General features: G+C 62.5%; 28 protein-coding genes. 21 read left to right on the top strand and 7 right to left on the bottom strand.

What is annotated here, in order from left to right; genetic code table 11:
- Positions 1 to 90 precede the first annotated feature (90 nt).
- From CLU91_RS01400 to CLU91_RS01385, 4 genes are all read left to right on the top strand, one after another.
- Entirely contained in the window at positions 91 to 768 is a 678-nt protein-coding gene (locus CLU91_RS01400; protein WP_232730899.1) for a class I SAM-dependent methyltransferase, read from the top strand.
- 168 nt (positions 769 to 936) lie between these two features.
- On the top strand, positions 937 to 1,683 hold the full coding sequence (locus CLU91_RS01395) for a tetratricopeptide repeat protein (RefSeq protein WP_100872659.1): 747 nt from the start codon (positions 937 to 939) through the stop codon (positions 1,681 to 1,683).
- Between the two features lie 228 nt (positions 1,684 to 1,911).
- The gene (locus tag CLU91_RS01390; RefSeq protein ID WP_100872658.1) at positions 1,912 to 3,054 is read left to right on the top strand and encodes a flagellin N-terminal helical domain-containing protein; all 1,143 of its coding nucleotides are present in this window, start codon (positions 1,912 to 1,914) and stop codon (positions 3,052 to 3,054) included.
- 98 nt (positions 3,055 to 3,152) lie between these two features.
- Positions 3,153 to 4,259, top strand: coding sequence for a hypothetical protein (locus tag CLU91_RS01385; protein ID WP_198521210.1), 1,107 nt, complete (start codon positions 3,153 to 3,155; stop codon positions 4,257 to 4,259).
- Positions 4,260 to 4,311: 52 nt separating this feature from the next.
- Here CLU91_RS01385 and CLU91_RS01380 read toward each other — a convergent pair whose 3' ends face one another.
- Genes CLU91_RS01380 through CLU91_RS01350 form a run of 7 tightly spaced genes read right to left on the bottom strand, consistent with a single transcriptional unit; the run spans position 4,312 to position 10,626 of the window.
- On the bottom strand, positions 4,312 to 6,399 hold the full coding sequence (locus tag CLU91_RS01380; RefSeq protein WP_100872657.1) for a flagellar biosynthesis protein FlhA: 2,088 nt from the start codon (positions 6,397 to 6,399) through the stop codon (positions 4,312 to 4,314).
- On the bottom strand, positions 6,396 to 7,535 hold the full coding sequence (locus tag CLU91_RS01375) for an EscU/YscU/HrcU family type III secretion system export apparatus switch protein (RefSeq protein WP_100872656.1): 1,140 nt from the start codon (positions 7,533 to 7,535) through the stop codon (positions 6,396 to 6,398). The genes CLU91_RS01380 and CLU91_RS01375 overlap by 4 nt, the downstream gene beginning before the upstream one ends.
- Positions 7,528 to 8,325, bottom strand: coding sequence for a flagellar biosynthetic protein FliR (locus CLU91_RS01370; RefSeq protein WP_100872655.1), 798 nt, complete (start codon positions 8,323 to 8,325; stop codon positions 7,528 to 7,530). Before CLU91_RS01370 ends, CLU91_RS01375 begins: the two co-directional genes overlap by 8 nt.
- Before the next feature lie 12 nt (positions 8,326 to 8,337).
- Positions 8,338 to 8,610: a flagellar biosynthetic protein FliQ gene (locus CLU91_RS01365; protein WP_100872654.1), complete on the bottom strand. Its 273-nt coding sequence runs from the start codon at positions 8,608 to 8,610 to the stop codon at positions 8,338 to 8,340.
- Between the two features lie 3 nt (positions 8,611 to 8,613).
- Complete coding sequence (gene fliP, locus CLU91_RS01360; RefSeq protein WP_100872653.1) at positions 8,614 to 9,384, bottom strand: flagellar type III secretion system pore protein FliP; 771 nt, start codon at positions 9,382 to 9,384, stop codon at positions 8,614 to 8,616.
- Positions 9,381 to 9,746 carry a FliM/FliN family flagellar motor switch protein gene (locus CLU91_RS01355; RefSeq protein WP_071077826.1) on the bottom strand — a complete coding sequence of 122 codons (366 nt, stop codon included), beginning with the start codon at positions 9,744 to 9,746 and terminating at the stop codon, positions 9,381 to 9,383. Before CLU91_RS01355 ends, fliP begins: the two co-directional genes overlap by 4 nt.
- 1 nt (position 9,747) lies before the next feature.
- Positions 9,748 to 10,626, bottom strand: a complete 879-nt coding sequence (locus CLU91_RS01350) for a FliM/FliN family flagellar motor switch protein (protein ID WP_198521209.1) — start codon at positions 10,624 to 10,626, stop codon at positions 9,748 to 9,750.
- Between the two features lie 551 nt (positions 10,627 to 11,177).
- On the opposite strand from CLU91_RS01350, the gene CLU91_RS01340 reads away from it, so the two are divergent.
- The 17 genes from CLU91_RS01340 (at position 11,178) to CLU91_RS01260 (ending at position 24,875) form a co-directional block, all read left to right on the top strand.
- Positions 11,178 to 11,516: a flagellar hook-basal body complex protein FliE gene (locus CLU91_RS01340; RefSeq protein ID WP_100872650.1), complete on the top strand. Its 339-nt coding sequence runs from the start codon at positions 11,178 to 11,180 to the stop codon at positions 11,514 to 11,516.
- Between the two features lie 60 nt (positions 11,517 to 11,576).
- Positions 11,577 to 13,313, top strand: a complete 1,737-nt coding sequence (gene fliF, locus CLU91_RS01335) for a flagellar basal-body MS-ring/collar protein FliF (RefSeq protein ID WP_100872649.1) — start codon at positions 11,577 to 11,579, stop codon at positions 13,311 to 13,313.
- On the top strand, positions 13,288 to 14,331 hold the full coding sequence (locus CLU91_RS01330) for a flagellar motor switch protein FliG (protein WP_100872648.1): 1,044 nt from the start codon (positions 13,288 to 13,290) through the stop codon (positions 14,329 to 14,331). Before fliF ends, CLU91_RS01330 begins: the two co-directional genes overlap by 26 nt.
- A complete protein-coding gene (fliH, locus tag CLU91_RS01325; protein ID WP_099759565.1) occupies positions 14,328 to 15,017 on the top strand; it encodes a flagellar assembly protein FliH in 690 nt (229 codons plus the stop codon). Before CLU91_RS01330 ends, fliH begins: the two co-directional genes overlap by 4 nt.
- A complete protein-coding gene (gene fliI / locus CLU91_RS01320; protein ID WP_100872647.1) occupies positions 15,014 to 16,324 on the top strand; it encodes a flagellar protein export ATPase FliI in 1,311 nt (436 codons plus the stop codon). The genes fliH and fliI overlap by 4 nt, the downstream gene beginning before the upstream one ends.
- Positions 16,325 to 16,332: 8 nt before the next feature.
- Positions 16,333 to 16,770 carry a flagellar export protein FliJ gene (locus tag CLU91_RS01315; RefSeq protein WP_100872646.1) on the top strand — a complete coding sequence of 146 codons (438 nt, stop codon included), beginning with the start codon at positions 16,333 to 16,335 and terminating at the stop codon, positions 16,768 to 16,770.
- A gap of 86 nt (positions 16,771 to 16,856) precedes the next feature.
- The gene (gene fliD / locus CLU91_RS01310) at positions 16,857 to 18,260 is read left to right on the top strand and encodes a flagellar filament capping protein FliD (protein ID WP_100872645.1); all 1,404 of its coding nucleotides are present in this window, start codon (positions 16,857 to 16,859) and stop codon (positions 18,258 to 18,260) included.
- A gap of 72 nt (positions 18,261 to 18,332) precedes the next feature.
- On the top strand, positions 18,333 to 18,719 hold the full coding sequence (gene fliS / locus CLU91_RS01305) for a flagellar export chaperone FliS (RefSeq protein WP_198521208.1): 387 nt from the start codon (positions 18,333 to 18,335) through the stop codon (positions 18,717 to 18,719).
- Positions 18,712 to 19,020 (top strand): hypothetical protein, encoded by a 309-nt coding sequence (locus CLU91_RS01300; protein ID WP_100872643.1) that lies wholly within the window; start codon positions 18,712 to 18,714, stop codon positions 19,018 to 19,020. The genes fliS and CLU91_RS01300 overlap by 8 nt, the downstream gene beginning before the upstream one ends.
- A complete protein-coding gene (locus CLU91_RS01295) occupies positions 19,017 to 20,168 on the top strand; it encodes a flagellar hook-length control protein FliK (protein ID WP_100872642.1) in 1,152 nt (383 codons plus the stop codon). Before CLU91_RS01300 ends, CLU91_RS01295 begins: the two co-directional genes overlap by 4 nt.
- 11 nt (positions 20,169 to 20,179) lie before the next feature.
- On the top strand, positions 20,180 to 20,644 hold the full coding sequence (locus CLU91_RS01290; protein WP_232730580.1) for a flagellar basal body-associated FliL family protein: 465 nt from the start codon (positions 20,180 to 20,182) through the stop codon (positions 20,642 to 20,644).
- Between the two features lie 33 nt (positions 20,645 to 20,677).
- Positions 20,678 to 21,421 carry a FliA/WhiG family RNA polymerase sigma factor gene (locus tag CLU91_RS01285; RefSeq protein WP_100876526.1) on the top strand — a complete coding sequence of 248 codons (744 nt, stop codon included), beginning with the start codon at positions 20,678 to 20,680 and terminating at the stop codon, positions 21,419 to 21,421.
- Between the two features lie 68 nt (positions 21,422 to 21,489).
- Positions 21,490 to 22,404: a flagellar motor stator protein MotA gene (motA, locus tag CLU91_RS01280; protein WP_099764161.1), complete on the top strand. Its 915-nt coding sequence runs from the start codon at positions 21,490 to 21,492 to the stop codon at positions 22,402 to 22,404.
- A complete protein-coding gene (locus CLU91_RS01275) occupies positions 22,388 to 23,392 on the top strand; it encodes a flagellar motor protein MotB (RefSeq protein WP_232730579.1) in 1,005 nt (334 codons plus the stop codon). The genes motA and CLU91_RS01275 overlap by 17 nt, the downstream gene beginning before the upstream one ends.
- A gap of 16 nt (positions 23,393 to 23,408) precedes the next feature.
- Positions 23,409 to 23,699: a flagellar biosynthesis anti-sigma factor FlgM gene (gene flgM, locus CLU91_RS01270; RefSeq protein ID WP_100872639.1), complete on the top strand. Its 291-nt coding sequence runs from the start codon at positions 23,409 to 23,411 to the stop codon at positions 23,697 to 23,699.
- Positions 23,696 to 24,136, top strand: a complete 441-nt coding sequence (gene flgN, locus CLU91_RS01265; protein WP_100872638.1) for a flagellar export chaperone FlgN — start codon at positions 23,696 to 23,698, stop codon at positions 24,134 to 24,136. The genes flgM and flgN overlap by 4 nt, the downstream gene beginning before the upstream one ends.
- A complete protein-coding gene (locus CLU91_RS01260) occupies positions 24,123 to 24,875 on the top strand; it encodes a glycoside hydrolase family 73 protein (RefSeq protein ID WP_100872637.1) in 753 nt (250 codons plus the stop codon). The genes flgN and CLU91_RS01260 overlap by 14 nt, the downstream gene beginning before the upstream one ends.
- Positions 24,876 to 24,880 lie beyond the last annotated feature (5 nt).

The raw sequence follows: 24,880 nt of genomic DNA, 5'->3' as shown, positions 1-24,880 counted from the left end.
AGCGCTGCAAGCGCGATGGACACACCGTAATCGTCGCCTCGTCGCTCGCCGACGATGTCAGCAAGCCTGCCTATCCGGAATGCCAATGTGATGCCAGGCATGTGCGATGACGAGAAAATCAGCGCCCTCTACGAAATTGCCCGCCACAGCGTGCGCGGCGACGTGGTCGAGATCGGCAGCGCATGGGACAAGTCGGCGTTTGTGCTGGCTCGCCTGGCGCGCCAGCATGACATCGGCCACACCTTGTGCATCGCCCCCTGGCAAAGTGAGTACGTGGTGCAAAACGACACTGGCGGCCTGGTCGACAACTGCATCCACCATTACGATTACGATGAAGCTCTGCGCGTGTTCGAGATGAACCTGCTACCTTACAGCGCCAACGATATCAACTATCTGCGCCTGCCCTCGGTCGCGGCGGAGCAGCAGTACCGCCAGACGGCAGCCGTGCATAGCCCGTCCTTCGGCACCACCAACTATGCCGGCAGTATTGCACTGCTACACATTGACGGCAACCATGCCTACGAGGCAGCCAAGGCCGATATCGCCGCCTGGGAGAGGCATGTGGTCGCCGGCGGCTGGATCATCATTGACGATTATGTCTGGCCATATGGCGACGGGCCGCAGCGGGCCGGCGATGAGTTCCTGGCGCGACAACAACAACAACAACAACAACAACAACAACAACAACAACAACAACAACAACAACAACAACAACGGATCAGCTCGGCATTTGTGATGGGCACCGCCTTGTTCCTCCAACTGCGCTGAAGCGCATCCGGCACGCCGGGCTGTGCGAAGGCAGGCGCCTGCCTCTCGTGTGTGCGAATGCCCATGCCCCATCGCGCCGGCATATTCTTCAAGGAGAGTTTCTCTGTGGCATGTTTATAACGAACAATCCGGTGGCTCTACCCTTCCTCCTCCTGACAGTCCATCCATATGCGCGCAAACAATTCGTCACCTATCGGCCGCCGCCCAGAATCTGCTGTCGACAAGAACCAGCAGGCGCAAAGTGCGCTGCCTCATGATGCAGTAGCGCAGTGCAAACTGGCAGAACGGCTGAGCGCTGCGGGCCGCCACGAAGAAGCCATCCTTGCCTACGATGCCGCTTTGCTGCTTCAAGCTGACGAACCATCGATTCATAACGAACCAGCGATCGCCACAGCACCAGCGTTGGCGCACGGCCACCTCACCTGTGGCAGCTTCAATCGCGCCAACAAGCTCAGCCGCGAAGTTATCGCCGGCTGGTCTGCGCTGCTAGGTGCCGTACCGCAAGCCCGAATGGTCGTCGGAGCTATGCCCAGTGAACAGTTCCGCAACATGCTGCTGGGGTGGTTTGCAGAAGAAAGCATCACGGCCGAACGCCTGAATTTTCATGACATCACCAGTACATCTGATTATCTGGCTTTGCACCGGCTGGTTGACGTCTGCCTCGACACCGCTCTGCAAGCGCAGGGCAAGGACGCCTTGGCGGTGCTGCAACGCGCGGTAAAGCTCAGTCCCGCAGACGCCCAGGCACATGGCAACCCTGGCAATGCATGCCAGGATGCCGGCGATTACCGCGCCGCCATTGAATGTTATCGGCGCGCGTTGAGCTTGAGCCAACGTTGGCCGAAGCATCGCTTCGATGGCGCGGCCACGCACTATCGGCAGGCACGCGCGTTGGTTCCCGAGGCCCCACAATGACATCACGACCTGGGCCAGGTACTGCAGGCAACGGCCCGCATTGAAGAAGTGCATGCCAGTTTTTCGCATTCGCAAGCGCTGGCGCAAGGCCATCCGAATCCTGACTGCCAAATAAATTTAAAAAATTTCTCATAAGAATTTAATTTTCCTGAGGGAATGGTCGTCTTGTACTTGGGAGAGCGCAAAAATGCTGCTCCGAAACGCAACCAACTAACTGGAGTATCTTTCATGCTGAGCCTTCACACCAACTCCGCGGCCTTGTCCGCACAAAATTCCATCTCCAAAACCCAACAATCGCTGTCGACTTCGATGACGCGCCTGAGCACCGGCTACCGCATCAACTCGGCAATGGATGATGCTGCCGGCCTGCAAATTGCAACCCGCCTGAAAGCACAAACCAGCGGTATGGCCATGGCCATGCGCAACACCCAAAACGCCACCTCGATGATCCAGACCGCCGACGGCGCACTGGGCGAAGCGAACAACATTCTGGTGCGCATGAAAGACCTGGCGACCCAAGCTGCAGACAGCTCCGCCAATGCCAGCGACAAGGTCGCCATGCAGTCGGAATACGATGCGCTGGGCACCGAACTGACCAACATCCTGGGCAACACCTCTTTCGGCGGCCAGAAGCTGCTGAACAGCGCGGCAAGCGCAGGCGACATTGCCGCAGCGACCCTGGCCAAAACTACAGCCGCGACCGCCGCCACCACCGCCAGCGCCACTGCCGCCACGTCGCTGGCCACCTATAACACTGCGCAAACAACCTACGCGGGTTCCGGCACCGTCGCCGACGCCGACGCTATGAACCTCGCTCAGGCACAGTACAACAAGGACCAGCTGGCAGCGACCACCGCCAGCGCCAAGAGCACCGCAGCAATCGCCTACGAGACGGCGGCGACGGCAGCTGGCAATGGCGGCAAATTTTCCACCGCCCTCAGTTTCCAGATCGGCGCTTCGACGTCGGAAACCATGGGCCTGAACGTCTCCACCACCCTGACCACGATGCAAACGGCGGTCAAGGCAACCAGCGTCAACTTCAACGGCTTCGGCGCTGCAAGCGGCGTCACCGGTACCGAATTGACCGCAGGCACCGCGTCGCCCATGATCGACAAGCTGTCGACGGCGATCGATGCGCTGGGCTCGCTGCGTTCGGCACTGGGTGCCGCAGGTAACCGTCTGGACCACGTTGCCACCAACCTGGCCAACGTCAGCACCAACACGCAAGCTGCTTCGGGCCGCATCATGGATACCGACTTCGCGACCGAAAGCTCGAACATGACCGCTTCGCAAATGCTGCTGCAAGCTGGTACCGCCATGTTGAAACAAAGCAACAGCATGTCCTCGATGGTCATGTCCCTGCTGCAATAATAGTAAGCGCGTCCTGACCTGGCTCAGGTCAGGCCGACCAGAGCCAACTGCGCAAGCAGTTGGCTTTTTTTTATTCATCCCATGCGGGAGGAGCAGCAATGGCGATAGAGCGTGTGTCCGCAGGCAATCCCCTGCCCCTGATTACCCAGCGCTTCGACGTCAGCCCTGCTACGCCGATGACACCGGGCGTGGTGCAGCCGCTGGTGCCCATCGGGCCCTACATGGCGCCAGCGCCCGACGCCGGCACCCTGCCCGCGCAACTGGCGCAAAAAGGCCAGGACAGCCTGGCATCCCTGATCAAGCCGAATGCCGATGGCACGGGCGGCGCCCTGCCGCGCGACAGCAGCGCCATGCAGGTCAATCAACTGTTCTTCACGCGCCAGCTGGTCTGGCTACCGCCCGACGCGGCGCAGCTGGCCGCCTCGTGGCGCGTGATGGTCAAGACGTATGGCGAACAATATGCCGCCCTGCAGGAACAGGCGCGCGGCCAGCACGTGCCGGGCAATCTGTTCATGGCCGAGCAGCAACCGGCCCTGCTGCGCGAAGGCGCCCGTCCACCGTTGACGGTCGACAGCGAAGCGTGGCGCTTTGCCGTGTATGGCTGGGGCGGCCAGCGCCTGCTGCTGCGCGTGCTGCCCAGCGATGAAGACGAGGACGCAACACCGAGGCGGCGCGGCAAGGTGGCGCTGCGCGTCGAACTGATCATCATCGGCATCGGCCGGGTGGTGATCCAGATGGAGCCGTCCGGCGACGGCGTGCTGCTGGAACTGGCGGCCGACGAGGAAGCGGCGCTGCGCCACTTGCGCCTGGCCCTGCCCGAAATCGCCGACGCCGTGCGGCGCGCCGGGCTGCGTCTGGTGCGCTGCCGCCTGAACCGCCAGTTGCACGCGCAGCGCGTGCATGGCAACTACCCGATGCAAGCGGGCGCCGCCTCGCTGTCGCTGCCCCTGTTCCGTGCCATGGCCGAAGTGGCCCTGCTGCTGACGCAGCCGGAAGCGGAAGCGGCGGCCGATCCCGAAGCGCCCGCGGCACACGCCGCCGAAGCCGAAGCCGAAGAGGAGCCCATCATCGTCTCGAAGGAAGTGGCGGCGCCGCTCGGTTACGACTATGGCGATGAGGAAGAAACGGCGCAAGGCCGCACCGTGCTGCTGCTGGCCGACGGCCAGGAGCACGAGCTGCTGCCACCGATCGACGAGCAAGATTGATGCAGCATAAAAAAACGGCGCCCGCAGCGCCGTTTTTTGTTTATTCCACCGTTTACCCCACCGTGCCGATGATGCTCACTTCGCGGTTTTCCGGGATTTCGTTATACGACAGCACATGCAGGCCAGGCGCGAACAGGCGCGCATAGCGGGCCAGCAGCGGACGGATCTGCGGCAGCACCAGCAGCAGCGGCGGCGTGGCCTGCTGCTTCATCTGCTCGCGCGCCACCGGCATGTTCACTTGCAGCTGCGACAGCAGGTGCGGGTCGATCGGGTAATTATCCAGGGTCACCTTGCCGGACTGGCGCGCCTGGTTCAGCGAACCGAGCAGCATGTTTTCCAGCTCGCCACCGAGGTTAAACGCCTGCATTTCCATCTTCTGGCCAAACAGGCCGCTGACGATCTGGCGCCGCAGCGCGCAGCGCACTTCGGCCGCCAGCAGGATCGGGTCCTTGGTGGTTTCCGAACTGTCGAGCAAGGTGGTGGCGATGGGCACGATATCCTTCAGTGACACGTTTTCTGCCAGCAAGACGCGAAACACGCGCAGCATCTGCGTGTGCGTGAGGGCCTTGTCCAGCGCGCCGGCCAGCTTGGGCGACAGGGCCGTCAGGCGCTCCATCATATTCGAGACGTCTTCATGGCGGAACAGTTCCGGCAAGTATTCGCGCACCATCTTCGACAAGTGCGTGGCGATCACGCTGGGCGCCTCGATGACCTGGTAGCCCAGGCCCAGCGCATGCGCCTTTTCACCGGGTTCGATCCAGGTGACGGGCATGCCGTAGGCCGGTTCGATGCCGGGAATGCCATCGAGCTGACCATACACGTTCGGCGACGGGATCGCCATCAGGCGGTCGGCCTGCACTTCCGCCTGCGCCACCACGGTGCCCGACAGCACGATCGCATACTGCGACGGCTTCAGGGCCAGGTCGTCGCGCACGCCGATATTCGGCAGCAGCAAGCCCATCGATTCGGACAGGCTCTGGCGCACGCCCTTGACGCGCTTGGTCAACGGTTCGCCTTGCGTTTTATCCACCATGCCCACCAGTTTATAGCCGAGCATCACCATCAGCGGTTGCACGGCAGGCAGCTGCTGCCACTCCATCTCGGCAGGCTTGTCCTCGCGCAAGGCCGCCTCGATGGCCGCCATGCCGGCCGTATCGGGCCCCTTCACGCGCTTGGTCAGGCGCCAGGCGACGAAGGCCAGCACGCCGGCAAAGGTCATGAACATGAACCACGGCATGCCCGGGATCAAGGCCAGCGCCACCATCATGCCGGACGCGCTGAAGATCACCGTTGGCGAAGTCAGCACTTGGCCCGCCACTTGCTGTTCGAAGTCGCCCGAATCGCTGATACGCGTCACCAGGATGGCGGCGGCGGCCGACAGCAGCAGCGCCGGGATCTGCGCCACCAGACCATCACCGATGGTCAGCAGTGCGTATTGACGGAAAGCATCTCCGAACGACAGGTCGTGCATCAGCGAGCCGATGGCCACGCCGCCGACCATGTTGATGATCAAGATCAAAATACTGGCGACGGCATCGCCGCGCACGAACTTCGACGCGCCGTCCATGGCGCCATAGAAATCCGCTTCAGCGGCCACGTCCTTGCGGCGGATCTGGGCTTTTTCCTGGTTGATCAGGCCGGCGTTCAGGTCGGCATCGATGGCCATCTGCTTGCCCGGCAAGGCATCGAGGGTAAAGCGCGCGGACACCTCGGAAATACGCTCGGCACCCTTGGTGACGACGGCGAAGTTGATGATCATCAAGATCACGAAGACCACGATACCGACGACGAAGTTACCGCCGATCACCACGTTACCGAAGGCCTCGATGACCTTACCGGCCGCGTCCGCGCCTGTATGTCCGTGCAGCAACACCACGCGCGTCGACGCCACGTTCAACGTCAGCCTGAGCATGGTGGTGGCCAGGATCACCGTCGGGAAGACGGAGAAATCGAGCGGCCGCTTGGCCGACACGCTGACCAGGATGACGATCAGTGCCAGCACGATATTGAAAGTGAACAAGATATCGAGCAGCACGGGCGGCAGCGGCAGGATGATCATTGCCAGGATCACCAGCAGGAACAGCGGCGTGGCGAACTTGTGGCGGCGCATTTCGGCAACCAACCGGTTCAGGAAATTCATGAAGGGACTACCTCGCTCAGATGAGATGGCACGGCCATCTCGGTGGGTAATACGGGCTGGGCAGCACGCTGCCCGGACCGGAATGCTTTCAGCTGCAGTATGTAGTTAAGCACCTGCGACACGGCCTGGTACAGCTGCACGGGAATCTGCTGCTGTACCTGGCTGGTGTTGTAGATGGCGCGCGCCAGCGGCGGCAACTCCAGCGTTTCAATATGATGTTCTTTCGCCACTTGCCGGATATACAGCGCCATCTCGTCGACGCCCTTGGCAACGACAAACGGCGCCTCGGCGCGGTCCTGGTCATACTTCAATGCAACGGCGTAATGCTCGGGGTTGACGATCACCACGTCGGCGTCGGGCACGGTCTTGCGCACGCTGCGCCGGCCGATCTGCTGCTGCAACTGGCGGATGCGCTGGCGCACTTCGGGCCGGCCTTCGCTGCTTTTATGCTCTTCCTTGAGATCCTGCTTGCTCATGCGCTGGTCGCGGGCAAAAAAGAAGGCCTGCGCCGGCACGTCGATGATGGCAAACAGGATGAAGACGGAAATGAGGGCCATCAGGCCGTCGAGCATCAAGGCCGAGCCATCGAGCATGGCTTGCTGCAGGGGCCGGTGCTGCAAATCCACGTACTGCACCAGGCTGGAACGGCAGACATGCACGATCACCATGCCCAGCACGGCGGCCTTGGCGATGGACAAGCCGAATTCAAAGCCATGCTTGGGCGACACCAGGCGGCCCAGATTCTTGGCCGGGCTCAGGCGCTCCATCTTCGGCATCCAGTTCTTCGTGCTGATGACCCAGCCGCCGGGAATCAAGGAGCCGAGCACGACAAACAGGGGCACGCAGAACAGCGGCACGATCATCTTGATCAGCAAGCCCACCGAGGTGGTAAACGCCATCGACATGGCATTGTCGAGCGCGCCCTTGCTGTCGAGCGGCATGAAAGCCATGGCGAACAGTCCGCGGAAGGTATCCAGATAAGAAGGCAGCAGAAACACGAACAGCTTCATGCTGATCAGGATGCCCAGCGCCGTCGACAGGTCGCGCGAACGCACCACCTGCCCTTCCTGGCGCGATTTCTTCAGCTTTTGCTGTGACGCCTTTTCGGTCTTGTCGCCGGTGCTATTGTCAGCCATGGGCCACCCGCATCTGTTCGGCGATCATGTCGAGCACGCGGTTCGTCATGGCGATGTAGTGCTCGGGAATAAAACGCACGATCTGCCCCAGCATCAGCAGGCCGAACACGGTGATCATGGAAAAGCCCAGCGAAAACAGGTTCAGCGACGGCGCCACGCGGTTCAGGAAGCCGAAGCCCAGTTGTACCACCATGGTGGAAAAGACGATGGGCAAGGCCAGCAGCATGGCGGCGGCGAAGATCCACGCCACGTTGTACGCCACCGTCTGCAGCAGCAGCGGGGCATAGCCCTGCCCCACGGGCCAGGCCTTGAAACTGGCGCCGATCACGCCCGTCAGCACCAGATGGCCGTCGACGGCAAAGAAGACGATCATGCACATGATGGTGAGCAGGCCCGTGATGACGTCCGACGAGGTGCCGTTGAGTGGATCGTTCATGACGGCCATGGAAAAGCCCACCTGGCTCGACACCATGTAGCCGAGCACCGACATCACCGACATGGCGAAGTGGAAGGCCAGGCCAAGGACGAAACCGATGACGGCCTGCTCCAGGGTGGCGACGATGGCGTACAGGGAAAATGGATCGATTTTCAACAAGTCCTGCGAGATGCCCGAGGCCTGCATCACGGGCAGCATCAGGATCGCCAGCACCAGCGACAGCAGGATGCGCACGGTGACGGGCACGGCGCCGTCGCCGATCACGGGCGAGGCGCTGAGCATGGCCAGGATGCGGCAGAACGGCCACCACACGGCCAGCAGAAACGGCAGCACCTGATTGAAAATCTGATCCATGGGCGCGTGGCGCTATCCGACCAGGGTCGCCGCGCGCTGAAAAATGGACACGCAATAATCCATCAGGTAACCGGCCATCCAGCGTCCGGCCAGGATCAGCGCCAACAGGGTAACCAGCAGGCGCGGCAGGAAACTCATGGTCTGTTCATTGATCGAGGTGGCCGCCTGCACCAGCGCAACCAGCAAGCCCATGAGCAAACCTGGCACGACCAGGATCACCACCAGCAGCATGACGACATGCAACGCTTCAATGATCAGGTCGACGGCGATTTCAGGGGTAAACATCGATCAATAGCCCTGTATGCTGGTAACGAGGGTGTTGACGGTCAGGGTCCAGCCGTCGACCAGCACGAACAGCAGCAGCTTGAACGGCAGCGAAATGACGAGCGGCGAGAGCATCATCATGCCCATCGCCATCAGCACGGACGCCACCACCAGATCGATGATGAGGAACGGTATGAACAGCATGCAGCCGATCTGGAACGCCGTCTTGAGTTCGGACAACACAAACGCCGCCAGTTTGACCGTGAAACTGTGGTCTTGCGGGCGCATGCTAGCCGGCTCGCCGGCCAGGTGGGCGATCTGCGCCAGCGCAGCCTTGCTCGTCTGCGCCAGCATGAAGCGCGAAATCGGCACTTCGGCGATCTTCAGCGCTTCCTGCATGCCGATCTGGTCGCGGTCGTAGGGCACGAACGCGTCCTTCCACACCTGCTCGCCGATGGGGCGCATGACGAGCAAGGTGAGAATCAGGGCGATGCCCGTGACGATACGGTTGGGCAAACCCTGCTGCAGGCCCAGGGCCTGGCGCAACAGCGACAGCACGATGACGAAGCGGGTAAAGCTGGTCATCATCATGACCATCACGGGCAGCAGCCCGAGCAGGGTCATGACGACGAGGATCTGCATCTTCACCGACAGGTCGGTCTTCGCGCCAGGCACCACGCCGGACAACAAATCCTGCGCCCCGGCGGCGCTGCAGCACAGCATCAGAATGGGGACAGCCAGCGCGGCAGCCAGCGCGCCACGGCGCCGGCTCAAACCGGGTACCGCCAGCTTCATGCTGTCATCAGGTCGAGATTGAGACCGTCGAGGTCGATGACTTTCAGGCCATAGTTCTCGCCGGCCACCACCACTTCGGCACGGCCGATCGGCGTGCCGTTGACCTTGATCACCAGCGGTTCGCCGGCCAGCATGTCGAGTTCGATCACGCTTTCCGGGCCGATGGCCATCAGTTCTTCCAGCGAAATGCGGGCCGAGCCCACTTCCAAGGTCAGGGTGACGGGAATCTTGCGCATCATCTGCGGAATATCGCGCCGCGCGCGGGTGCTGGCCACGTCGGACATGTCGCCCTGGTCGATGATCATGTCATCGCCCAGGTCTTCCAGCAGGGTTTCGCTCTGGTTGGTATCGGTGATATTCATATTATTCGACATCTTCAAATGAGGTTAAACAGAGCTTGCCCTTGTGTTCGGAAACAGCCGCTGTAAATAAACGGGAATCGTCGAGCATGACGTCGGTGCGGCTCAGGCTGACGGGAATCACATCGCCCACGCGCAGGTCGAACAAGGCGCCCAGTTGCACCTGCTTGCTGACGAGCCGCCCTTCCAGGGTCACTTGCAGGCGCGAAGCGAGCGGGCGCACACTGCCGCGCAAGGCTTTCTTCGCCTGCGCGCGCTCGGGCAGCAAGCCGCGCAGCACGTCGGCCATCAGCCGCTTGTCCAGCGAGAACCAGAAGTGGCCGCTCTGCCCCGCCGCGACATCGCTGAGCGCCACGCTGACGACCCAGCTGCCGCGCGGCGGATGCACGCCCGGTTGCACGGCGACCTCGGCACTGGTGTCGATGTCGCTGCTTTTGCCCACGCTTTGCAAATTCTTGTGGATGCGGGTAAACAAGCTGTTCACCAACTGTTGTCCCAGCACCACAGCGAGGCGCTCCTCGGTGGCAGTCACGCGCACCTGCGCCGGATCGGGCAGCACGCCCTTGGCGCCGGCACTACCGTAACGATAGTTCAGCACGCTCAAGAGTATCTGCCGTTCGAGCGTAAAGCCCGTCTGGCCGGCGGACGTGGAAAAATTCAGCCAGCGATTCACGCTGTCCTCGTTTTCCGCGCGCGCCAACGTCACCGCGTCGATCTGGAAATTACCCCAGTAACGACGGCTCATCGGCTGGCGCAGGGCCGTAGCCAGGTCGTCGCGCAGCTGGGCGCCGAATACATGCAGCAAATGGACAGGACGTCCAAGCAGACAGGAATCGAGGACTTGATGGCGCGCAGTTTGATCTGTCTTGGTAATGATTGTCATGTAGTAGTCATGTCGGTATTGCGGTGGCAGAACAAATTATACGGATCGCCCGAAATTAAATACAGCATCATCTTGGCTTTGCCGACAGGTGCGCAAGCAAACGATTGCGCATCGTATCGCATGCTAGATGACTACGGTGCTGAACAATACATGAAAAAGCTGAATATTGCCATGTATCAATATTCCTTGAGCCAATCCTCTCTTTACTTTATAGTTGCCGCGAGGTAAGCTTACAGTGACAAAATAGTGATTTGCAGTGCGCCATTGCGCTTACCTGATTCCGGTTTTTATGGCAGTTTTCAGTCCTTGTTATTGCCACCAGCAGAAACTTTTATCAGTTAATTATTAGTTATCATGGCCATGTAAATCATCTCGCAGTGAGTTTACCGGGTTTGTTTGAGTCTGCTTGAGCGGATGGTGTGGCAACTGATAAAACTGATGGGCCTTGCGGATCGGGCCGCGCAGGATGGCATTTACATGCACGACTGCCGGATTGGCAACACCAGTAATTCTGATTGATACGTCACCGCATATTGAAAGTAGAGGGCAAGATGAGCAACGAACTCGCAGGTCTGATCAAGGCCGATCTGGCAGCACTGAGCAATGACGCGCACGCCCTGGGCGCCAGCATCGCGCCCGCCGCCCAGTTCGGCACGCAGGAGCCATCCGGTTTCTCCTTCGCGCAAAGCATGAAAGACGCCATCGGCAAGGTCAACGGCGACGACCGCATGGCAGCGCAGAAAATGAGCGATGTCGACAGTGGCAAGAGTGACGATATGGTAGGCGCCATGCTGGCCAGCCAGGAAGCGAGCCTGTCCTTCTCCATGTTGATGCAGGTGCGCAACAAGGTCATGGGCGCCGTCGACGAACTCATCAAACTGCCCCTGTAATCTTCACGCCCTGATCCACGCCCAGCCTCCCAGCGAAAGTTACCCCAAGTGATTACCCCCATGAAGTCCGCATTTGCGCGCTGGCGCCTTAGTGCCCAGCCCGCCATCCCGCCCGCCCTGCTGAAAAACCTGGTTCCCATCGTCGTGCTGGCCATCGGCATCACCGCCATGGTGACCATGTATGCCTGGCGCGACCAGGCCAACTACAAGCCGGTGTTTGGCGCGCGCGAAAAAGTGGCCGTGACGGACATGATGGCCACGCTGGACGCCGAGCACATCCCCTACCGTTTGCATCCGGACAGCGGCCAGGTGCTGGTGCCCGATGCCATGCTGGGCAAGGTGCGCATGCTGCTCGCCTCGAAGGGCGTGACGGCGCAGTTGCCGGCCGGGCTGGAGCTGATGGACAAGAATGACCCGCTGGGTGTATCGCAATTCGTGCAGGACGTGCGCTTCCGCCGCGGCCTGGAAGGCGAACTGGCGCAAAGCATCATGACGATGGACGCGATCGCTTCGGCGCGCGTCCATCTGTCGATTGCCAAGTCGACCTCGTTTGTCGCCAGCGATGGTGACAAGTCCTCCGCCTCGATCGTCGTGGCGCTGAAACCGGGCCGCACCCTGGCGCCGGAACAGATCGCCGCCGTCATCAACATGGTGGCCGGCAGCGTCGCCAGCCTGGCGCCTACGCGCGTGAGCCTGGTCGACCAGGGCGGCAACCTGCTGTCCTCGCACGTCGACCTGACGGACGGCTTCGACGCCTCGGCCGCTGGCAATGAAGGCGCGAAGCGATTCCAGGATGAAATCCGCCGCAACGTCACGGGCCTGCTCGGTCCTGTGATCGGCGAAGACAACTTCAAGCTCAGCGTGACGGCCGCCGTGAACAACGACCGTGTGGACGAAACGCTGGAAAAATACGGCGAAGCCCCGAAAGTGACGAGCGAAGCGATGCGCGAAGAGCAGGAGCGCAACCGCACCGTGGCCGGCGTTCCCGGCAGCCTGTCGAATCGCCCACCAGCGGCCGCCGTGCCGGCACCGGCCGACGCCGCCGGCGCCGCGCCGGCCAATGGCGCACCGAAAGCGGCCGACGACGGCACTGCACGCAAGAACGCCACCACGCGCCAGTACGCGTATGACCGCAGCATCACGCAGATCAAGCGCAGCCGTGGCCGCCTGGAAAAACTCAGCGTGGCCGTCGTACTCAACAGCGCCGCCGCACCGAATCCGAAAACCGGCTGGACCCCTGCTGAACTGGGCAATATTGAAAAAATGCTCAACAGCGGCCTGGGCATCAACGCCCAGCGCGGCGACAGCCTGAGCCTGACTGCGCTGGCCTTCCCTGCCAAGCCGCCCGTGGCGCAGTGGTGGGAAGAGCGCGATACCGTCGTCGATTTCAGCAGCTGGCTGCTGTACGCCCTGGGCGCCGTGCTCGGCTACTTCCTGATCCTGCGTCCGCTGATGCGTTTGCTGACCACGCGCATGACGCCGCCGGCACTGAAACAACTCGATCCTGCGCCGGCACTGGGCGGCAGCAGCGCCGCCGGCACGACTGGCGTGGCAGCCGCTGGCGCGCCAGCTCTGGGCGTGAATGGCAGCCCGCTGGCGCTCGAAGGCGAAGCGACCGGCACTGGCAGCATGCCGGTCGTACCGCTGCTGGAAAACTATGATTTGCCGCCACCAGGCTCGGCGGTCGACGTGATGGTCGATCACCTGAAAGTGCTGGCTGAAAAAGAACCCGAGCGTGTCGCCGAAGTCGTCAAACAATGGATGCAGAAAAATGGCCGAACTCAACAACAACAATAATCCTTCCGACGGCGCCGAGTACGAAAGCGCCAGCCTGAATCCCGTGGAGCAGGCCGCCATCGTGCTGCTGAGCATAGGCGAGGAACAGGCAGCCAACGTGCTGCGCTGCCTGTCGCGCGAAGAATTGCTGGAAGTCACGCAAGTGATGTCGCGCATGAGCGGCATCAAGGTCGAATCCGTCAAAACGGCCATGCAGACCTTCTTCGACGACTACCGCCAGCAAAGCGGCGTGCACGGCGCCTCGCGCAGCTACCTGAAGCGCTCGCTGGACATGGCGCTGGGCAGCGATATCGCAAATAGCGTGCTCAACAACATCTATGGCGACGCCATCCGTCCAAAAATGGCGCGCCTGCAGTGGGCCTCGCCAAAATGGCTGGCCGAATACATCGTCAACGAGCACGTGCAGATGCAAGCCGTGTTCCTGGCCTTTTTGCCGCCCGCGCTGGCCGGCCAGATCCTTGACGCCCTGCCCGTCGAAGGCCGCGACCTGGTCTTGCTGAACCTGGCGCGCCTGGACGAGATCGACCGCGACCTGCTGGTCGAGCTCGATGAACTGGTGGGCCGCTGCCTGGGCACGCTCGACACGCAAAGCACCAGCGTCGAAGGCATACGCCAGGCCGCCGAAATCCTCAACCGCATGCCGGGCAACCGCGCCGCGCTGGTCGAATTGCTGCGCGCGCACGACCCGGACGTGGTCTCGGAAATCGAACTGAGCATGTACGACTTCCTGATCCTGTCCACGCAAAGCGATGTCACGCTCACGCGCATCCTGGAAGACGTGCCGATGGAACAGTGGGCCATCGCCCTGAAGGGCGCGGAACCGGCGATCCGCGATGCCGTGCTGAAAACCATGCCGCGTCGCCAGGCGCAGAGCTTCGAAGACATGATGCGCCGTTCCGGCCCCGTGCCACTGTCGCGTATCGAACAGACGCGCCAGGAAATCATGGCCACCGTCAAGGGCCTCGCCGATGCGGGCGAGATCGAAGTGCAACTGTTTGCCGAAGCGGTGATCGAATGAAACACTTCCGCTCGTATCGTTTCCCGCCCCTGTCGCAATTCATCGCCGCCGGCCAGCGTGCCTCCAACGAGGATACGGATGGCCAGTGGCAGGCATCCGTCTCGGAAGGTTTCGAGCAGGGCCAGCGCGACGGCTACGAAGTGGGCCTGGTGCAAGGCCAGCAGGACGGCTACGACACCGGACGCAGCGATGGCATGGTGCAGGGCCGCGAAGAAGGCCGCAATGAAACCCTGGTGGCGCTGGACCGGCTGGCGCGTCCCGTCGACGCGATTTTGCGCGACCTGAAAAAAGTGCGCGCCGACTACCGCGAAGCGCAGCGCAAGGAAGTGGTCGACCTGGTGGCCAAGGTGGCGCGCCAGGTGATCCGCGCGGAACTGGCGCTGCAGCCGGTGCAATTGCTGGCCCTGGTCGACGAGACCCTCGCCTCGATGCCGCCCACGCGCGAAGAAATCGACGTCTTCCTCAATCCGGAAGAACTCAAACGCATCAGCGAACTCGATCCGAAGCGCGCCAAGCGCTGGAACCTGATCGCCGACGCGCGCCTCGACGCGGGCGAATGCCGCATCAAGGCGGGCGACAATGAAGTCGACGCGGGCTGCCACCAGCGCCTGTCGGCCTGCATGGAGCAAGTCAGCAGCCACCTGGCGCTGGCCGCCGAACACGCTGACCAGGGCGCGCCTGCATGATCGCCGACACGCTGCGCAGTTTCGAGATCGGCGATATTCCGGTCGCGACACCGACCGGCCGCCTGGTCGGCGCTTCCGGCCTGCTGCTGGAAAGCGCCGGCTGCCGGCTGCACACGGGCCAGCGTTGTCAAATTGAAACTGTGAGCGGCGAGTGGCTCGACGCGCAAGTCGTCGGCTTTCGCGAAAAACTGTCCTACCTGATGCCCTTCAAGAAGGCCACCGGCCTGACCACGGGCGCGCGCGTGCTGCCCCTGCCCGACAAGGCCAGCCTGCAGATCGGCCCCTCGTGGCTGGGCCGCATGGTCAATGGCCTGGGCGAGCCGATCGACGATCTGGGCCGCCTCGGCGGCGAGCACGTCCTGGAAGTGACGCCACCCAAGATCAATCCCCTGAAGAAACAACCGGTGGTCGAGCCGCTCGACGTGGGCGTGCGGGCCATCAACAGCATGCTGACCTTGGGCAAGGGACAGCGCGTGGGCCTGATGGCCGGCTCCGGCGTGGGAAAAAGCGTACTGCTGGGCCTGATCACGCGCCAGACGGTGGCCGATGTCGTCGTCGTCGGCCTGATCGGCGAACGCGGTCGCGAAGTGCGCGAATTCGTCGAAAAGTCGCTCGGCGCCGAAGGTCTCAAGAAGGCCGTGCTGGTGATCGCACCGGCCGACGAGTCGCCCCTGATGCGCATCATGGCCACCGAACTGTGCCACTCGATTGCCGCGCATTACCGCGACCAGGGCAAGCACGTGCTGCTGCTGGTCGACTCGCTGACGCGCTACGCCATGGCCTTGCGCGAAGTGGCGCTGGCCCTGGGCGAGCCGCCCGCCACGCGCGGCTATCCGCCCTCCGTCTTTTCGAACCTGCCGCAACTGGTGGAAAGCGCCGGCAACGGCGCCCACCAGGATGGCAGCATGAGCGCCATCTACACGGTGCTGGCCGAAGGCGACGACCAGCAAGACCCGGTGGTCGACACCGCGCGCGCGATTCTCGACGGCCACATCGTGCTCACGCGCGAACTGGCCGAGCGGGGCCACTACCCCGCCATCGACATCGCCGCCTCGATCAGCCGCTGCATGGCGCAGGTGATCACGCCCGAGCACATGCAGGCGGCGCGCGCGCTGAAAGCGTCGATGGCGCGCCATGCGCGCGTGCGCGACCTGATCCCGCTGGGCGCCTACGTGCCGGGCGCCGATCCGATTACCGACCGCGCGGTACAGCTGCACGCCCCCATCGAAGCCTTCTTGTGCCAGGGCACCAAGGAAGAGGCGCCGATGGGGCCGTGCATCGAACAACTTGAACAAATCATGGCCTAGGAGCATATGTGAGCGACGCGCATACCATCCGCAACCTGACCACCCTGGTCGGCCTGCGCAGCACCGAAGTGGAGCGCCTGCAAGGCGAAATGGCGGCGCAGACGGCCGTGCGCGAACGCTACCATAAAAACCTGGAGCGCCTGACGGGCCTGTACACGGATAGCGGCCCCAGCGGCGCCCTGCCCCTGGCCCTGTCTGTCAATTGCGGCAACTTCAAGCAAGCGGTCATGCAGATGGCCGACCAGCATCGTACCGATTTGCACCTGCACGAAGCCAACATGGCCGTCTCGCAGCGCGCCTTGAATACGGCCTGGGCGAAACGCGAGGTGCTGGACCAGGTGTTGACGCAAAAACAAAAGCATGTTGCAAACGAGCAACAACGTGTCGATGCCAAGCGACAAGATGAGCTGGCGACGCAGTTCTGGTTCCGCGGGCAGGTAAAATAATGTTTTACAGAAATAATTTCAGAAAAGTGAATATTTGGTCGCCTTGTCATTGGGTATATCCTGCATGCTAATTTTAGGAGTTTGACATGGCCTTTTCCACTTCCGCTTCGAATACCTACGACCCGACGGCGTCTGCCCAGGCATTGACCGACAAATACACGGCCGATCTGCAGGCGCGCATCACTGCCCAGACCAAGGCCGCCACAGCCACTTCGGGTGGCTTGGTGAACCTGAAAATGGCCTTGACCTCCTTCAGCTCCAGCTTGTTGGGACTGACTAACGGCAAGACCCTGCTGACGCAGAGCGCCGCCCTCAGCAACACTGCGCTGGGCAGCGCCACGACTTCTTCGACGGCGGCAGCGGGCACCTATTCGCTGTTCGTGGAACAGGTCGCCACAAATCACCAGGTGTCGTTCGGTAACCTGGGGGATACCCCTAGCGCCGAGGCTGGCACACTGAAAATCAAGGTGGGCACCGGTGATTTCACGGTGGACTTGAGCAAGGCCAACAACAATGGTGACCAGTTGCTGTCGGTCAAGGAAATTGCCGCCGCCATCAATGCGGAACCCAAAAACAACTCGCGCGTGACCGCCTCCGTCATCACCATCGGCGGCGTGGCCCAGCTGGTACTGACCTCGAATGTCAGCGGCGCGGAAGGAAAACTGGACTTTGACACTAGTGCGCTCGGTAGCGGTGCCCTGGGAACGGCGATGACACCCAAGCCGAAAGAGCTGGTCGAGGCCAAAAACGCCATCCTCTGGGTCGGCGCCCGGCCTGTAGATGGGGTCGACAATGGCAGCCGCGTCGAGCAATCGTCGAATACCTTCAGCAACATCGACGGCGTGAAGATGACGTTTACCAAGGCCCAGGCCATCGGCGACGCGCCGATGACACTGACCGTGGCGCTCGATTCGTCCGCCACGACGACCAATGCGCAGAGCTTTGTCACCGCCTACAACAAGCTCAAGGCCGTACTCGACGGTTTGACCGATCCGGGCGATCCATCGTCCGGTAAGGCGGCAGGCGTCTTTTCCACCGACAGCGGCGTGCGCGTGCTGCGCGACCAGCTGGTGCGCACCCTGCGCGAAACGGCCGCGGGATCGCTGGCCACTTTCGGCATCACGGCGCAGCGCAACGGCACGCTGGCGCTCGATACGACCAAGTTCGAAGCGGCGATGAAAGCCAATCCGGCCGGGCTGGACAAGGCAATCGGCAACTACTCGAGCAACACACCGAGCGGCATCGCAGGCAAGCTCAACAAGTTCGTCGACAGCTGGACTTCCTCCAACGGCATGCTGACGCAACGCGAAACCTCGGTATCCAAGCTGCAAAAATCGCTGGGCGAACGCCAGACCAAGTTCGAGGCCGACTACACGGCGATGTACAACCGCTACAAGGCGCAGTTCACCCAACTGCAATCGTTGCAGGCACGCATGGCGCAAACGACCGATATGTTCGATGCCCTGTTCAGCAGCGACAAGACTAAATAGAGGCCGGCGCCGTCTGCATGACGGCGGCGCCGGCCTTCCAGCCGCACCAAGCTTTTACAGTGAGAAAAAATAATGAATCACGATGCATACAGTAATTACCACGCCGTCAACCTGGATGCGCAGACGTCGCGCGCCACCCCGGTCGAACTGGTCTTGCTGCTCACCGACGGCTTGCTGGAAGAACTGGCGCGCGCGCGCGGACATATCGTCGGCAAGCGCTATGAACAAAAGGCCATCAGCCTGAACAAATGTACGGAAATCATCAACGGACTGTCGAGCTCGCTCGATTTCGAGAATGGCGGCGAAGTCGTCGGCAATCTGGGCCGCCTGTACGAGTACTGCACCGGCCGCCTGTATTCGGCCGGCATCACGCTCGATCCGGCCCTGATCGACGAGGTGACCACGCTGTTGACGACGATCAAACAAGGCTGGCTCGGCGTCCAGGCCAAGAATGGATAGCACCCCCTTGTCGCTCCAGCTGGCCCGCGAAGTACTGGCGGCCAGTGCCAGCCAGAACTGGGATGCGCTGGAATTACTCGACAGAAAACTGGCGCAGCACCTTGCCAGCCTGGGCATATTGAGCGAACGTGAAAAAGCCGCCCTGCTCGCCTTGCGCAAGGCGCATGCGCAGGCATACCAGGCGTGTTCCGACGAAAAATATCGCCTGGGCATGCAGTTGGGCGAAATCCATTCGAAACAAGAAGGCTGGGTCGCGTATGCGATTGAAAATGCCATGTATCAAGATGAGAATCCAGCATGAAAATGAGCTTCAACCCAACACAGAGCACTGCGACCACGCCATCGAGGAGCGCCGAGGCGGGCGTTAACGCGTCCGTGAGCAAGGACGCGCCCGAGAGTGGCACCGCGCGCAACATCCTGTTCTCCCTGCCCACGCCAGCGCAGAGAACGGTCGCCAGCGATGCCGCCTTGGCGCAAGACCTGGCCGCGGACGTGACGGACGATGGCGTCCCCGCCACGGACGTAGCTGCCGACATCGCTCAGGCTGCGACAACGCAGGACGCGGGCCTGCCCGCCATGACGCCACCGCTGATGGCGCCCATGCTGCCCGTGTCGCCCCAAGCTGACGCTGCCGCCGCCAAGGGAAACGCTGACGTAGCCGCTACGCAACAAGGCAATGCACAGCAGACCCTGGACCTGAACAGCCGCCTGCATCCCGATGCCCTTGCTTTCAATGTGCAGACGGCCAGGATGGCGCCAGCACGCGATCTGGGCGAACCGGTAGCGGCAGCCCAGCCAACACCAGCGTCTGCGGCCGGCAGCAAGACCGCGCTGCCAGCCGCCAGCTTCGATGCGGCGCCGGCCATGACGGCCACGCCGGCGGCAGCGGCACCCGCCGCCACGCGCGATGGCGAGCGCGGCCTTGTTGCGGCCACGCCCGTCAGCCCGGGCCCGGCCACCGGCGTAAACAATGGCGCCGCTGCAACGCCGGGCGCCGACACGATCAAACTCAACGGCCCTGCCCAGCAATGGCAGGAACCGTTGCGCGAAGCGCTGGGCGAACGCCTGCAGACACAGATCGGGCGCAACAGCGAACACGCGACGATCCGCCTCGATCCGCCGATGCTGGGCCGCATTGAAATTTCCATCCGCCACACGGCCGGCGCGCTGCAAGTGAACGTCACGGCGTCGAACTCGGAAGTGTTGCGCCAGTTGCAAGGCATCGGCGAAAACATGCGCAGCGACCTGGCACAGCGCCAGTACACCGATGTGGCCGTCAATATCAGCGCCACCCCGCGCAGCCCTGCCGCCCAGGCGTTTGCCGAAGGCGATGCGCGCGGCCAGCGTCAGCCAGGCCGCCAGAACGACGACGCCGAACCTGGGCGCGCCCTGTCCGACGGCAGCACTGCCGCTACCACTTACGCCATGGATGAGCGAGATACCGCCTGATGAATACGAAAATGAAATTGATAGCCGGCTTCATCGCCGTGGCCGTGCTCGCTGCCGGCGCGGCCGGTGGCGCCATGTGGTACCTGGCCAAGCCGGTCGCCGGCCATGCCGAGGCTGCCGAAACTAAAGCCTCGCCACCGCCCGCCACGGGCAAGAAGGCGCGCAAGTTCATCACCCTCGACAAGGTCATCGTGATGCTGCGCCGCGGACCCGGCGACAGCGATACGCATTACCTGTCGGCCGACCTGGTGATCGCCACCACCGAGGAAAAGGAAAAACTGACCAAGGACCACTTGCCGCTGATGCGCTCGATCGCCGTGAGTACCTTGTCGAGCTTTCCGATGGACAAGGCACAGACCATGACGGTGGAGCAATTTGCCGAACAGATCAACAAGGCATTCAATGTCAGCTATGAACGCGAACAGATGGAAAAGCCCTACACCGAAGTCATGGTCGGCAAGCTGATCATTGAATAAGCCAACACGCCAGCCGACCTAGTGGGAGACCCCGTGGCCTATGCAGAGCAATACCAGGAAGCGTATGGCGCCGGCGAATATGCCGCCGCCAGCGCTTGCGCGGCCGTGCTCAGCGTTGCTGAAGAGCAACAACATCTGGTGGCGTATGCCCCTTTGGTGAAGCGCATCGTACGCCAGCTCAATTCGCAGGTGTCGGGCGCCATCGACCGCGACGACATGGAACAGATCGGCCTGATGGGTTTGCTCGAAGCCTTGCGCCGCTACGGCGTGCCAGACCAGTCTTTCGGCAGCTATGCCAGCCTGCGCATCCGCGGCGCCATCCTCGATGAGCTGCGGCGCCAGGACTGGCGCCCGCGCGCCGTGCGCCAGGAAAGCCATCGATTGCGCGACAGCGTGCGCGCCCTGACCCGGCGCCTGGGGCGCGAGCCGCTGGACGCGGAAATCATGGCCGCCCTGAAGCTGACGCCGGAAGCCTTCCAGGAATACCAGCTGGCGGAGAACGCCGAGCTGATCGTCAGTTTCGACGAAGTGCTGCAGGAAAGCCTGGGACAGGCCGACAGCGCACCGAGTCCGGAAGAGCAATTGATGGTGCGGCGCAGCCTGGAACAGGCGCTGCGTACGCTCGACGAGCGCGAGCAGCGCGTGATCCAGATGTACTACGAGTTCGAACTGAGCTATAAAGAAATTGCCGCCGTGCTGGACCTGAGCGACGCCCGCGTCTGCCAGCTGAACAAGACGGCACTGGGCAAGATGAAAGCCATGCTGCAAGATACGTAAAGTGAAGCAGTAGTTTCAGCAAGACCCATCAAATTGATGTAGCACAATGACGCAGAAAGGCAGTTGACATGGTAATTATCGGTATCTTAATCGTGATGGGGTGTGTATTCGGAGGCTTCGCCCTGATGGGCGGCACCGTCCACGCGATCTGGCAACCGGTCGAGTTGATCATCATCATCGGCGCCGCCGTCGGCGCCCTGGTGCTGGGCAACCCCAAGCATGTACTCGGGGAAATGCTGCACCAGATGCGCAAGATCGTCACGCACAAGAAGCAAGGCTCGGAATTCCAGCGCCAGTTGCTGCTGCTGATGTATGAACTGCTGCAAACGGCCGCCGGCGGCCTGAAAGCGCTCGACGCGCACGTCGAGGCGCCGCGCGAAAGCGCCCTGTTCCAGCGCTATCCGCTGGTGCTGGAAGAGCCGAAGCTGCTGGCCTTCATCGTCGACAACTTCCGTTTGATGGCGATGGGCAAGATCAACGCGCATGAGCTCGAAGGCGTGCTGGAACAGGAACTCGAAGCCATCCACGACGAACTGCTGCAACCGTCAAAGTCCCTGCACAAGATCGCCGAAGCGATGCCGGGCTTCGGTATTCTGGCCGCCGTTCTGGGTATCGTGATGGCCATGAATTCCGTGGCCGACGGCGCCGATGCGGCGGAAATTTCGGAAAAAGTGGGCGCCGCCATGGTCGGTACCTTCATCGGCATCTTCTTTTGCTACGGCGTGCTCGATCCGATGTGCAACATGATGAAACAGCTGGTGGGCGAGGAAGGCTCGACCATGGAATGCGTGAAAGTGGTGCTGGTCACGCACGTGGCGGGCAAGCCGCCCCTGCTGGCGATCGATGCGGGACGCCGCCTGGTGCAACTGAACATCAAGCCGAGCTTCGCCCAGCTGGAAAGCTGGATCACTGCGCTCGAAGGTGGCGGCGCCGAACAAGAGCAGGGCCAAGGCCGGGGAGGCCGCCGTGCTAAAGCCGCATGAGAAACATGAACAGGCCATCATCAAGCGTGCCGGTCGCAAGCACGACGACGATGGCCATGGCGGCGCCTGGAAAGTGGCGTTCGCCGACTTTTGCCTGGCCCTGCTGTCGCTCTTCCTCGTGCTGTGGCTGATGGCCGCGCGCGAGCAGCAGGCGATGAAGGAAATCATGATGGACGCGTCGGCCAGCAGCCGCCAGGGCGAAGGCCAGGGCGTCATGCCGGAACAGAGCGGCGGTCCGCGCGGCAGCCTGATCGAGCGCTTCCCCATGCCCCGCAAGGGCTCGGGCGATACGCGCACGGAAGGCAAGCAGACACAGGAAGGCAAGGCCGGCGCGGCGCCGCAAAACCAGACCAAGGTCAGCTACCAGTCGCCGGAAGACTTGCTTTCGCTGTCGCGCGCGCTCGACAAGCTCAGCGACGAAGCAGGACTGAAGAGCAATCTGCAATCGGTGATCACGCCGTACGGCTTGCGCGTCATGTTGCACGATACGGACAAGCAAGGCATGTTCGTGCGCGGCAGCGCCGTGCCGACCGACCGTTTCCGCAAGCTGCTGCGCCAGATGGGCCCGGTATTCGCGCAAATGGAAAACCAGATGCTGATCGTCGGCCACACCGACTCGATGCAATACGCCAATACCGGCTATGAAGGCTATTCGAACTGGACCCTGTCGGCCAACCGCGCCATGTCGGCACGCGCGCAATTGCTGATCGGCAGCATGAGTCCTGACAGCGTGCTGCAAGTAGTCGGCATGGCCGACCGCGCGCCGCTGGACGTGAAAAATGCCAGCGCCGGCATCAACCGCCGCATCGAACTGTTAATATTGACGCGTGGCCAGGCCGACAGCATCGCCGCCATGTTCGGCATGGCCGGACAAAAGCCGCAAGGCGACGAACTGCAAGTGGGCGAACCGGACTCGGGAACCTTGCAGCGCCTGCGCGACAAACTGGGCCTGCCCGCAAAGAAGGAGCGCGATGAGCATGCAAATTAAGGGCAAGGGACAACGTATGAAAATCTCCTCCGGCAATACCGGTGCTGCCGTGCGCAGCAGCGCCGTCGCGCCGGCCGAGGCGATCGCCGAGAACGCAGGCGCCGCCGGCGCCATGGCCGGCTCGTCGGCCGGGGCGGAACTGCAATCGGCCGTGCTGCAACCGGCCATGGCCGCCCTGCGCGCCATGCCCGAAATCGACCACGAGCGCGTGGCCATGCTGCGCGATGCGCTGGCCAAGGGCGAATTGCCCTTCGATCCATCGAAACTGGCCGGCCTGATCCAGCGCTTCCACGGCGGCGAATCGTGACCGCGCCGCGCAAGGGCATCACGCGCCAGGAAGCCGTGCGCCGCGTGCTGCAAGGCATGGTGGATGACCGCGCCGGCTATGCCGCCCTGCAATCCTTATTGGAAGCGCAATTCCAGGCCACCTTGCAGCACCAGAGCGCGCAGCTGACGGCGCTGGCCGAGCAAGTCATCGCCGCCGTCGAGCCGCTCGATGCGCGCCGCCGCCAGCGCGTCAGCCTCGTCACTGCCCTGCTGGGCCCGCAAGGCGATATGGCACAATTGTTTGCGTTGTTGCAAGAAGATGCGCGCACCACCGCCGAGCGCGACTGGGTCGCGCTCGAGCAGATGGTGCTGGAATCCAAACGCCTGAATGCCCGCAACAGCGATTTATTAACAGAGCAGTACAGCATCATGCAGCGCGTGCTGCATGGCGAGGAAGATACGTATGCGCCAGGCTGATTTCCCCACACTGCGCGCCATGGCGGCGACGCCATCGACGGCGGCCACATCCGCCGTACACAGCAATATGCGCGCCACCGACGCCACCGGCTCCGACGGCAACTTCAGTAGCGTGTTCCGGCAAGTGCAGGGCGAAGTGGCCCGCTTCATCGAACAGGGCGGCGGCAACGCCACCAGCCTGAGCCCGCAAGGACGCGCCTACCTGGAGCAGAGCCAGCCCGTCAATGTGCTGGGCAGCATCAACCAGGGCGGCGAGATCGGCGAAGTACAGCAGCAGTTCCTCGCCTCGATCAAGCCGTGGACGGAAGAAACGGGTGCGCGTCTGGGCGTGGCGCCGGAAATCGTCGCCGCCCACGCGGCGCTGGAATCGGGCTGGGGCCAGCGTCCGTTGCGCCAGGGTACGGGCGCGGACACGAATAATCTGTTCGGCATCAAGGCCGGCGGCAAATGGCAGGGCGACGTGGCCAGCAACGTCACCACCGAATACGCGGCCGGCAGCGGCACGGCGCTGAAGAAAACCGAGCGTTTCCGCAGCTATCCGGACCAGGCCAGCGCCTTCCGCGACTATGCGCAAGTGTTGCTCGACAATCCACGCTACCGCGCCGCCCTGAACACGGGCGCCAACGCGGGCGCCTTTGCGCAAGGCCTGGCGCGCGGCGGCTATGCCACCGACCCCGACTACGCCACCAAGCTGACGCAGCTGGCGACGCGCCTGCAGCGCACGGCCGCCGCAGACTGACCTCC

It is taken from the genome of Janthinobacterium sp. 64 (assembly GCF_002813325.1).
In the GTDB taxonomy this organism is placed as follows: Bacteria; Pseudomonadota; Gammaproteobacteria; order Burkholderiales; family Burkholderiaceae_D; genus Janthinobacterium.
Note: the sequence above shows the minus strand (reverse complement) of the source record. Positions and strands in the feature narration are given on the sequence as shown.

What these genes read in the sequence shown, in the direction of transcription:
- fliI (WP_100872647.1), top strand. Translation starts at nt 15,014, where the DNA reads ATGATCGCCGACACGCTGCGCAGTTTCGAGATCGGCGATATTCCGGTC.
- fliF (WP_100872649.1), top strand. Translation starts at nt 11,577, where the DNA reads ATGAAGTCCGCATTTGCGCGCTGGCGCCTTAGTGCCCAGCCCGCCATC.
- CLU91_RS01340 (WP_100872650.1), top strand. Translation starts at nt 11,178, where the DNA reads ATGAGCAACGAACTCGCAGGTCTGATCAAGGCCGATCTGGCAGCACTG.
- CLU91_RS01290 (WP_232730580.1), top strand. Translation starts at nt 20,180, where the DNA reads ATGAAATTGATAGCCGGCTTCATCGCCGTGGCCGTGCTCGCTGCCGGC.
- CLU91_RS01395 (WP_100872659.1), top strand. Translation starts at nt 937, where the DNA reads ATGCGCGCAAACAATTCGTCACCTATCGGCCGCCGCCCAGAATCTGCT.
- flgM (WP_100872639.1), top strand. Translation starts at nt 23,409, where the DNA reads ATGAAAATCTCCTCCGGCAATACCGGTGCTGCCGTGCGCAGCAGCGCC.
- fliP (WP_100872653.1), bottom strand. Translation starts at nt 9,384, where the DNA reads ATGAAGCTGGCGGTACCCGGTTTGAGCCGGCGCCGTGGCGCGCTGGCT.
- fliH (WP_099759565.1), top strand. Translation starts at nt 14,328, where the DNA reads ATGAAACACTTCCGCTCGTATCGTTTCCCGCCCCTGTCGCAATTCATC.
- CLU91_RS01300 (WP_100872643.1), top strand. Translation starts at nt 18,712, where the DNA reads ATGGATAGCACCCCCTTGTCGCTCCAGCTGGCCCGCGAAGTACTGGCG.
- fliD (WP_100872645.1), top strand. Translation starts at nt 16,857, where the DNA reads ATGGCCTTTTCCACTTCCGCTTCGAATACCTACGACCCGACGGCGTCT.
- CLU91_RS01365 (WP_100872654.1), bottom strand. Translation starts at nt 8,610, where the DNA reads ATGTTTACCCCTGAAATCGCCGTCGACCTGATCATTGAAGCGTTGCAT.
- CLU91_RS01385 (WP_198521210.1), top strand. Translation starts at nt 3,153, where the DNA reads ATGGCGATAGAGCGTGTGTCCGCAGGCAATCCCCTGCCCCTGATTACC.
- CLU91_RS01350 (WP_198521209.1), bottom strand. Translation starts at nt 10,626, where the DNA reads ATGACAATCATTACCAAGACAGATCAAACTGCGCGCCATCAAGTCCTC.
- fliS (WP_198521208.1), top strand. Translation starts at nt 18,333, where the DNA reads ATGAATCACGATGCATACAGTAATTACCACGCCGTCAACCTGGATGCG.
- motA (WP_099764161.1), top strand. Translation starts at nt 21,490, where the DNA reads ATGGTAATTATCGGTATCTTAATCGTGATGGGGTGTGTATTCGGAGGC.
- CLU91_RS01330 (WP_100872648.1), top strand. Translation starts at nt 13,288, where the DNA reads ATGGCCGAACTCAACAACAACAATAATCCTTCCGACGGCGCCGAGTAC.
- CLU91_RS01260 (WP_100872637.1), top strand. Translation starts at nt 24,123, where the DNA reads ATGCGCCAGGCTGATTTCCCCACACTGCGCGCCATGGCGGCGACGCCA.
- CLU91_RS01380 (WP_100872657.1), bottom strand. Translation starts at nt 6,399, where the DNA reads ATGAATTTCCTGAACCGGTTGGTTGCCGAAATGCGCCGCCACAAGTTC.
- CLU91_RS01400 (WP_232730899.1), top strand. Translation starts at nt 91, where the DNA reads ATGCCAGGCATGTGCGATGACGAGAAAATCAGCGCCCTCTACGAAATT.
- CLU91_RS01295 (WP_100872642.1), top strand. Translation starts at nt 19,017, where the DNA reads ATGAAAATGAGCTTCAACCCAACACAGAGCACTGCGACCACGCCATCG.
- CLU91_RS01370 (WP_100872655.1), bottom strand. Translation starts at nt 8,325, where the DNA reads ATGGATCAGATTTTCAATCAGGTGCTGCCGTTTCTGCTGGCCGTGTGG.
- CLU91_RS01355 (WP_071077826.1), bottom strand. Translation starts at nt 9,746, where the DNA reads ATGAATATCACCGATACCAACCAGAGCGAAACCCTGCTGGAAGACCTG.
- CLU91_RS01390 (WP_100872658.1), top strand. Translation starts at nt 1,912, where the DNA reads ATGCTGAGCCTTCACACCAACTCCGCGGCCTTGTCCGCACAAAATTCC.
- CLU91_RS01375 (WP_100872656.1), bottom strand. Translation starts at nt 7,535, where the DNA reads ATGGCTGACAATAGCACCGGCGACAAGACCGAAAAGGCGTCACAGCAA.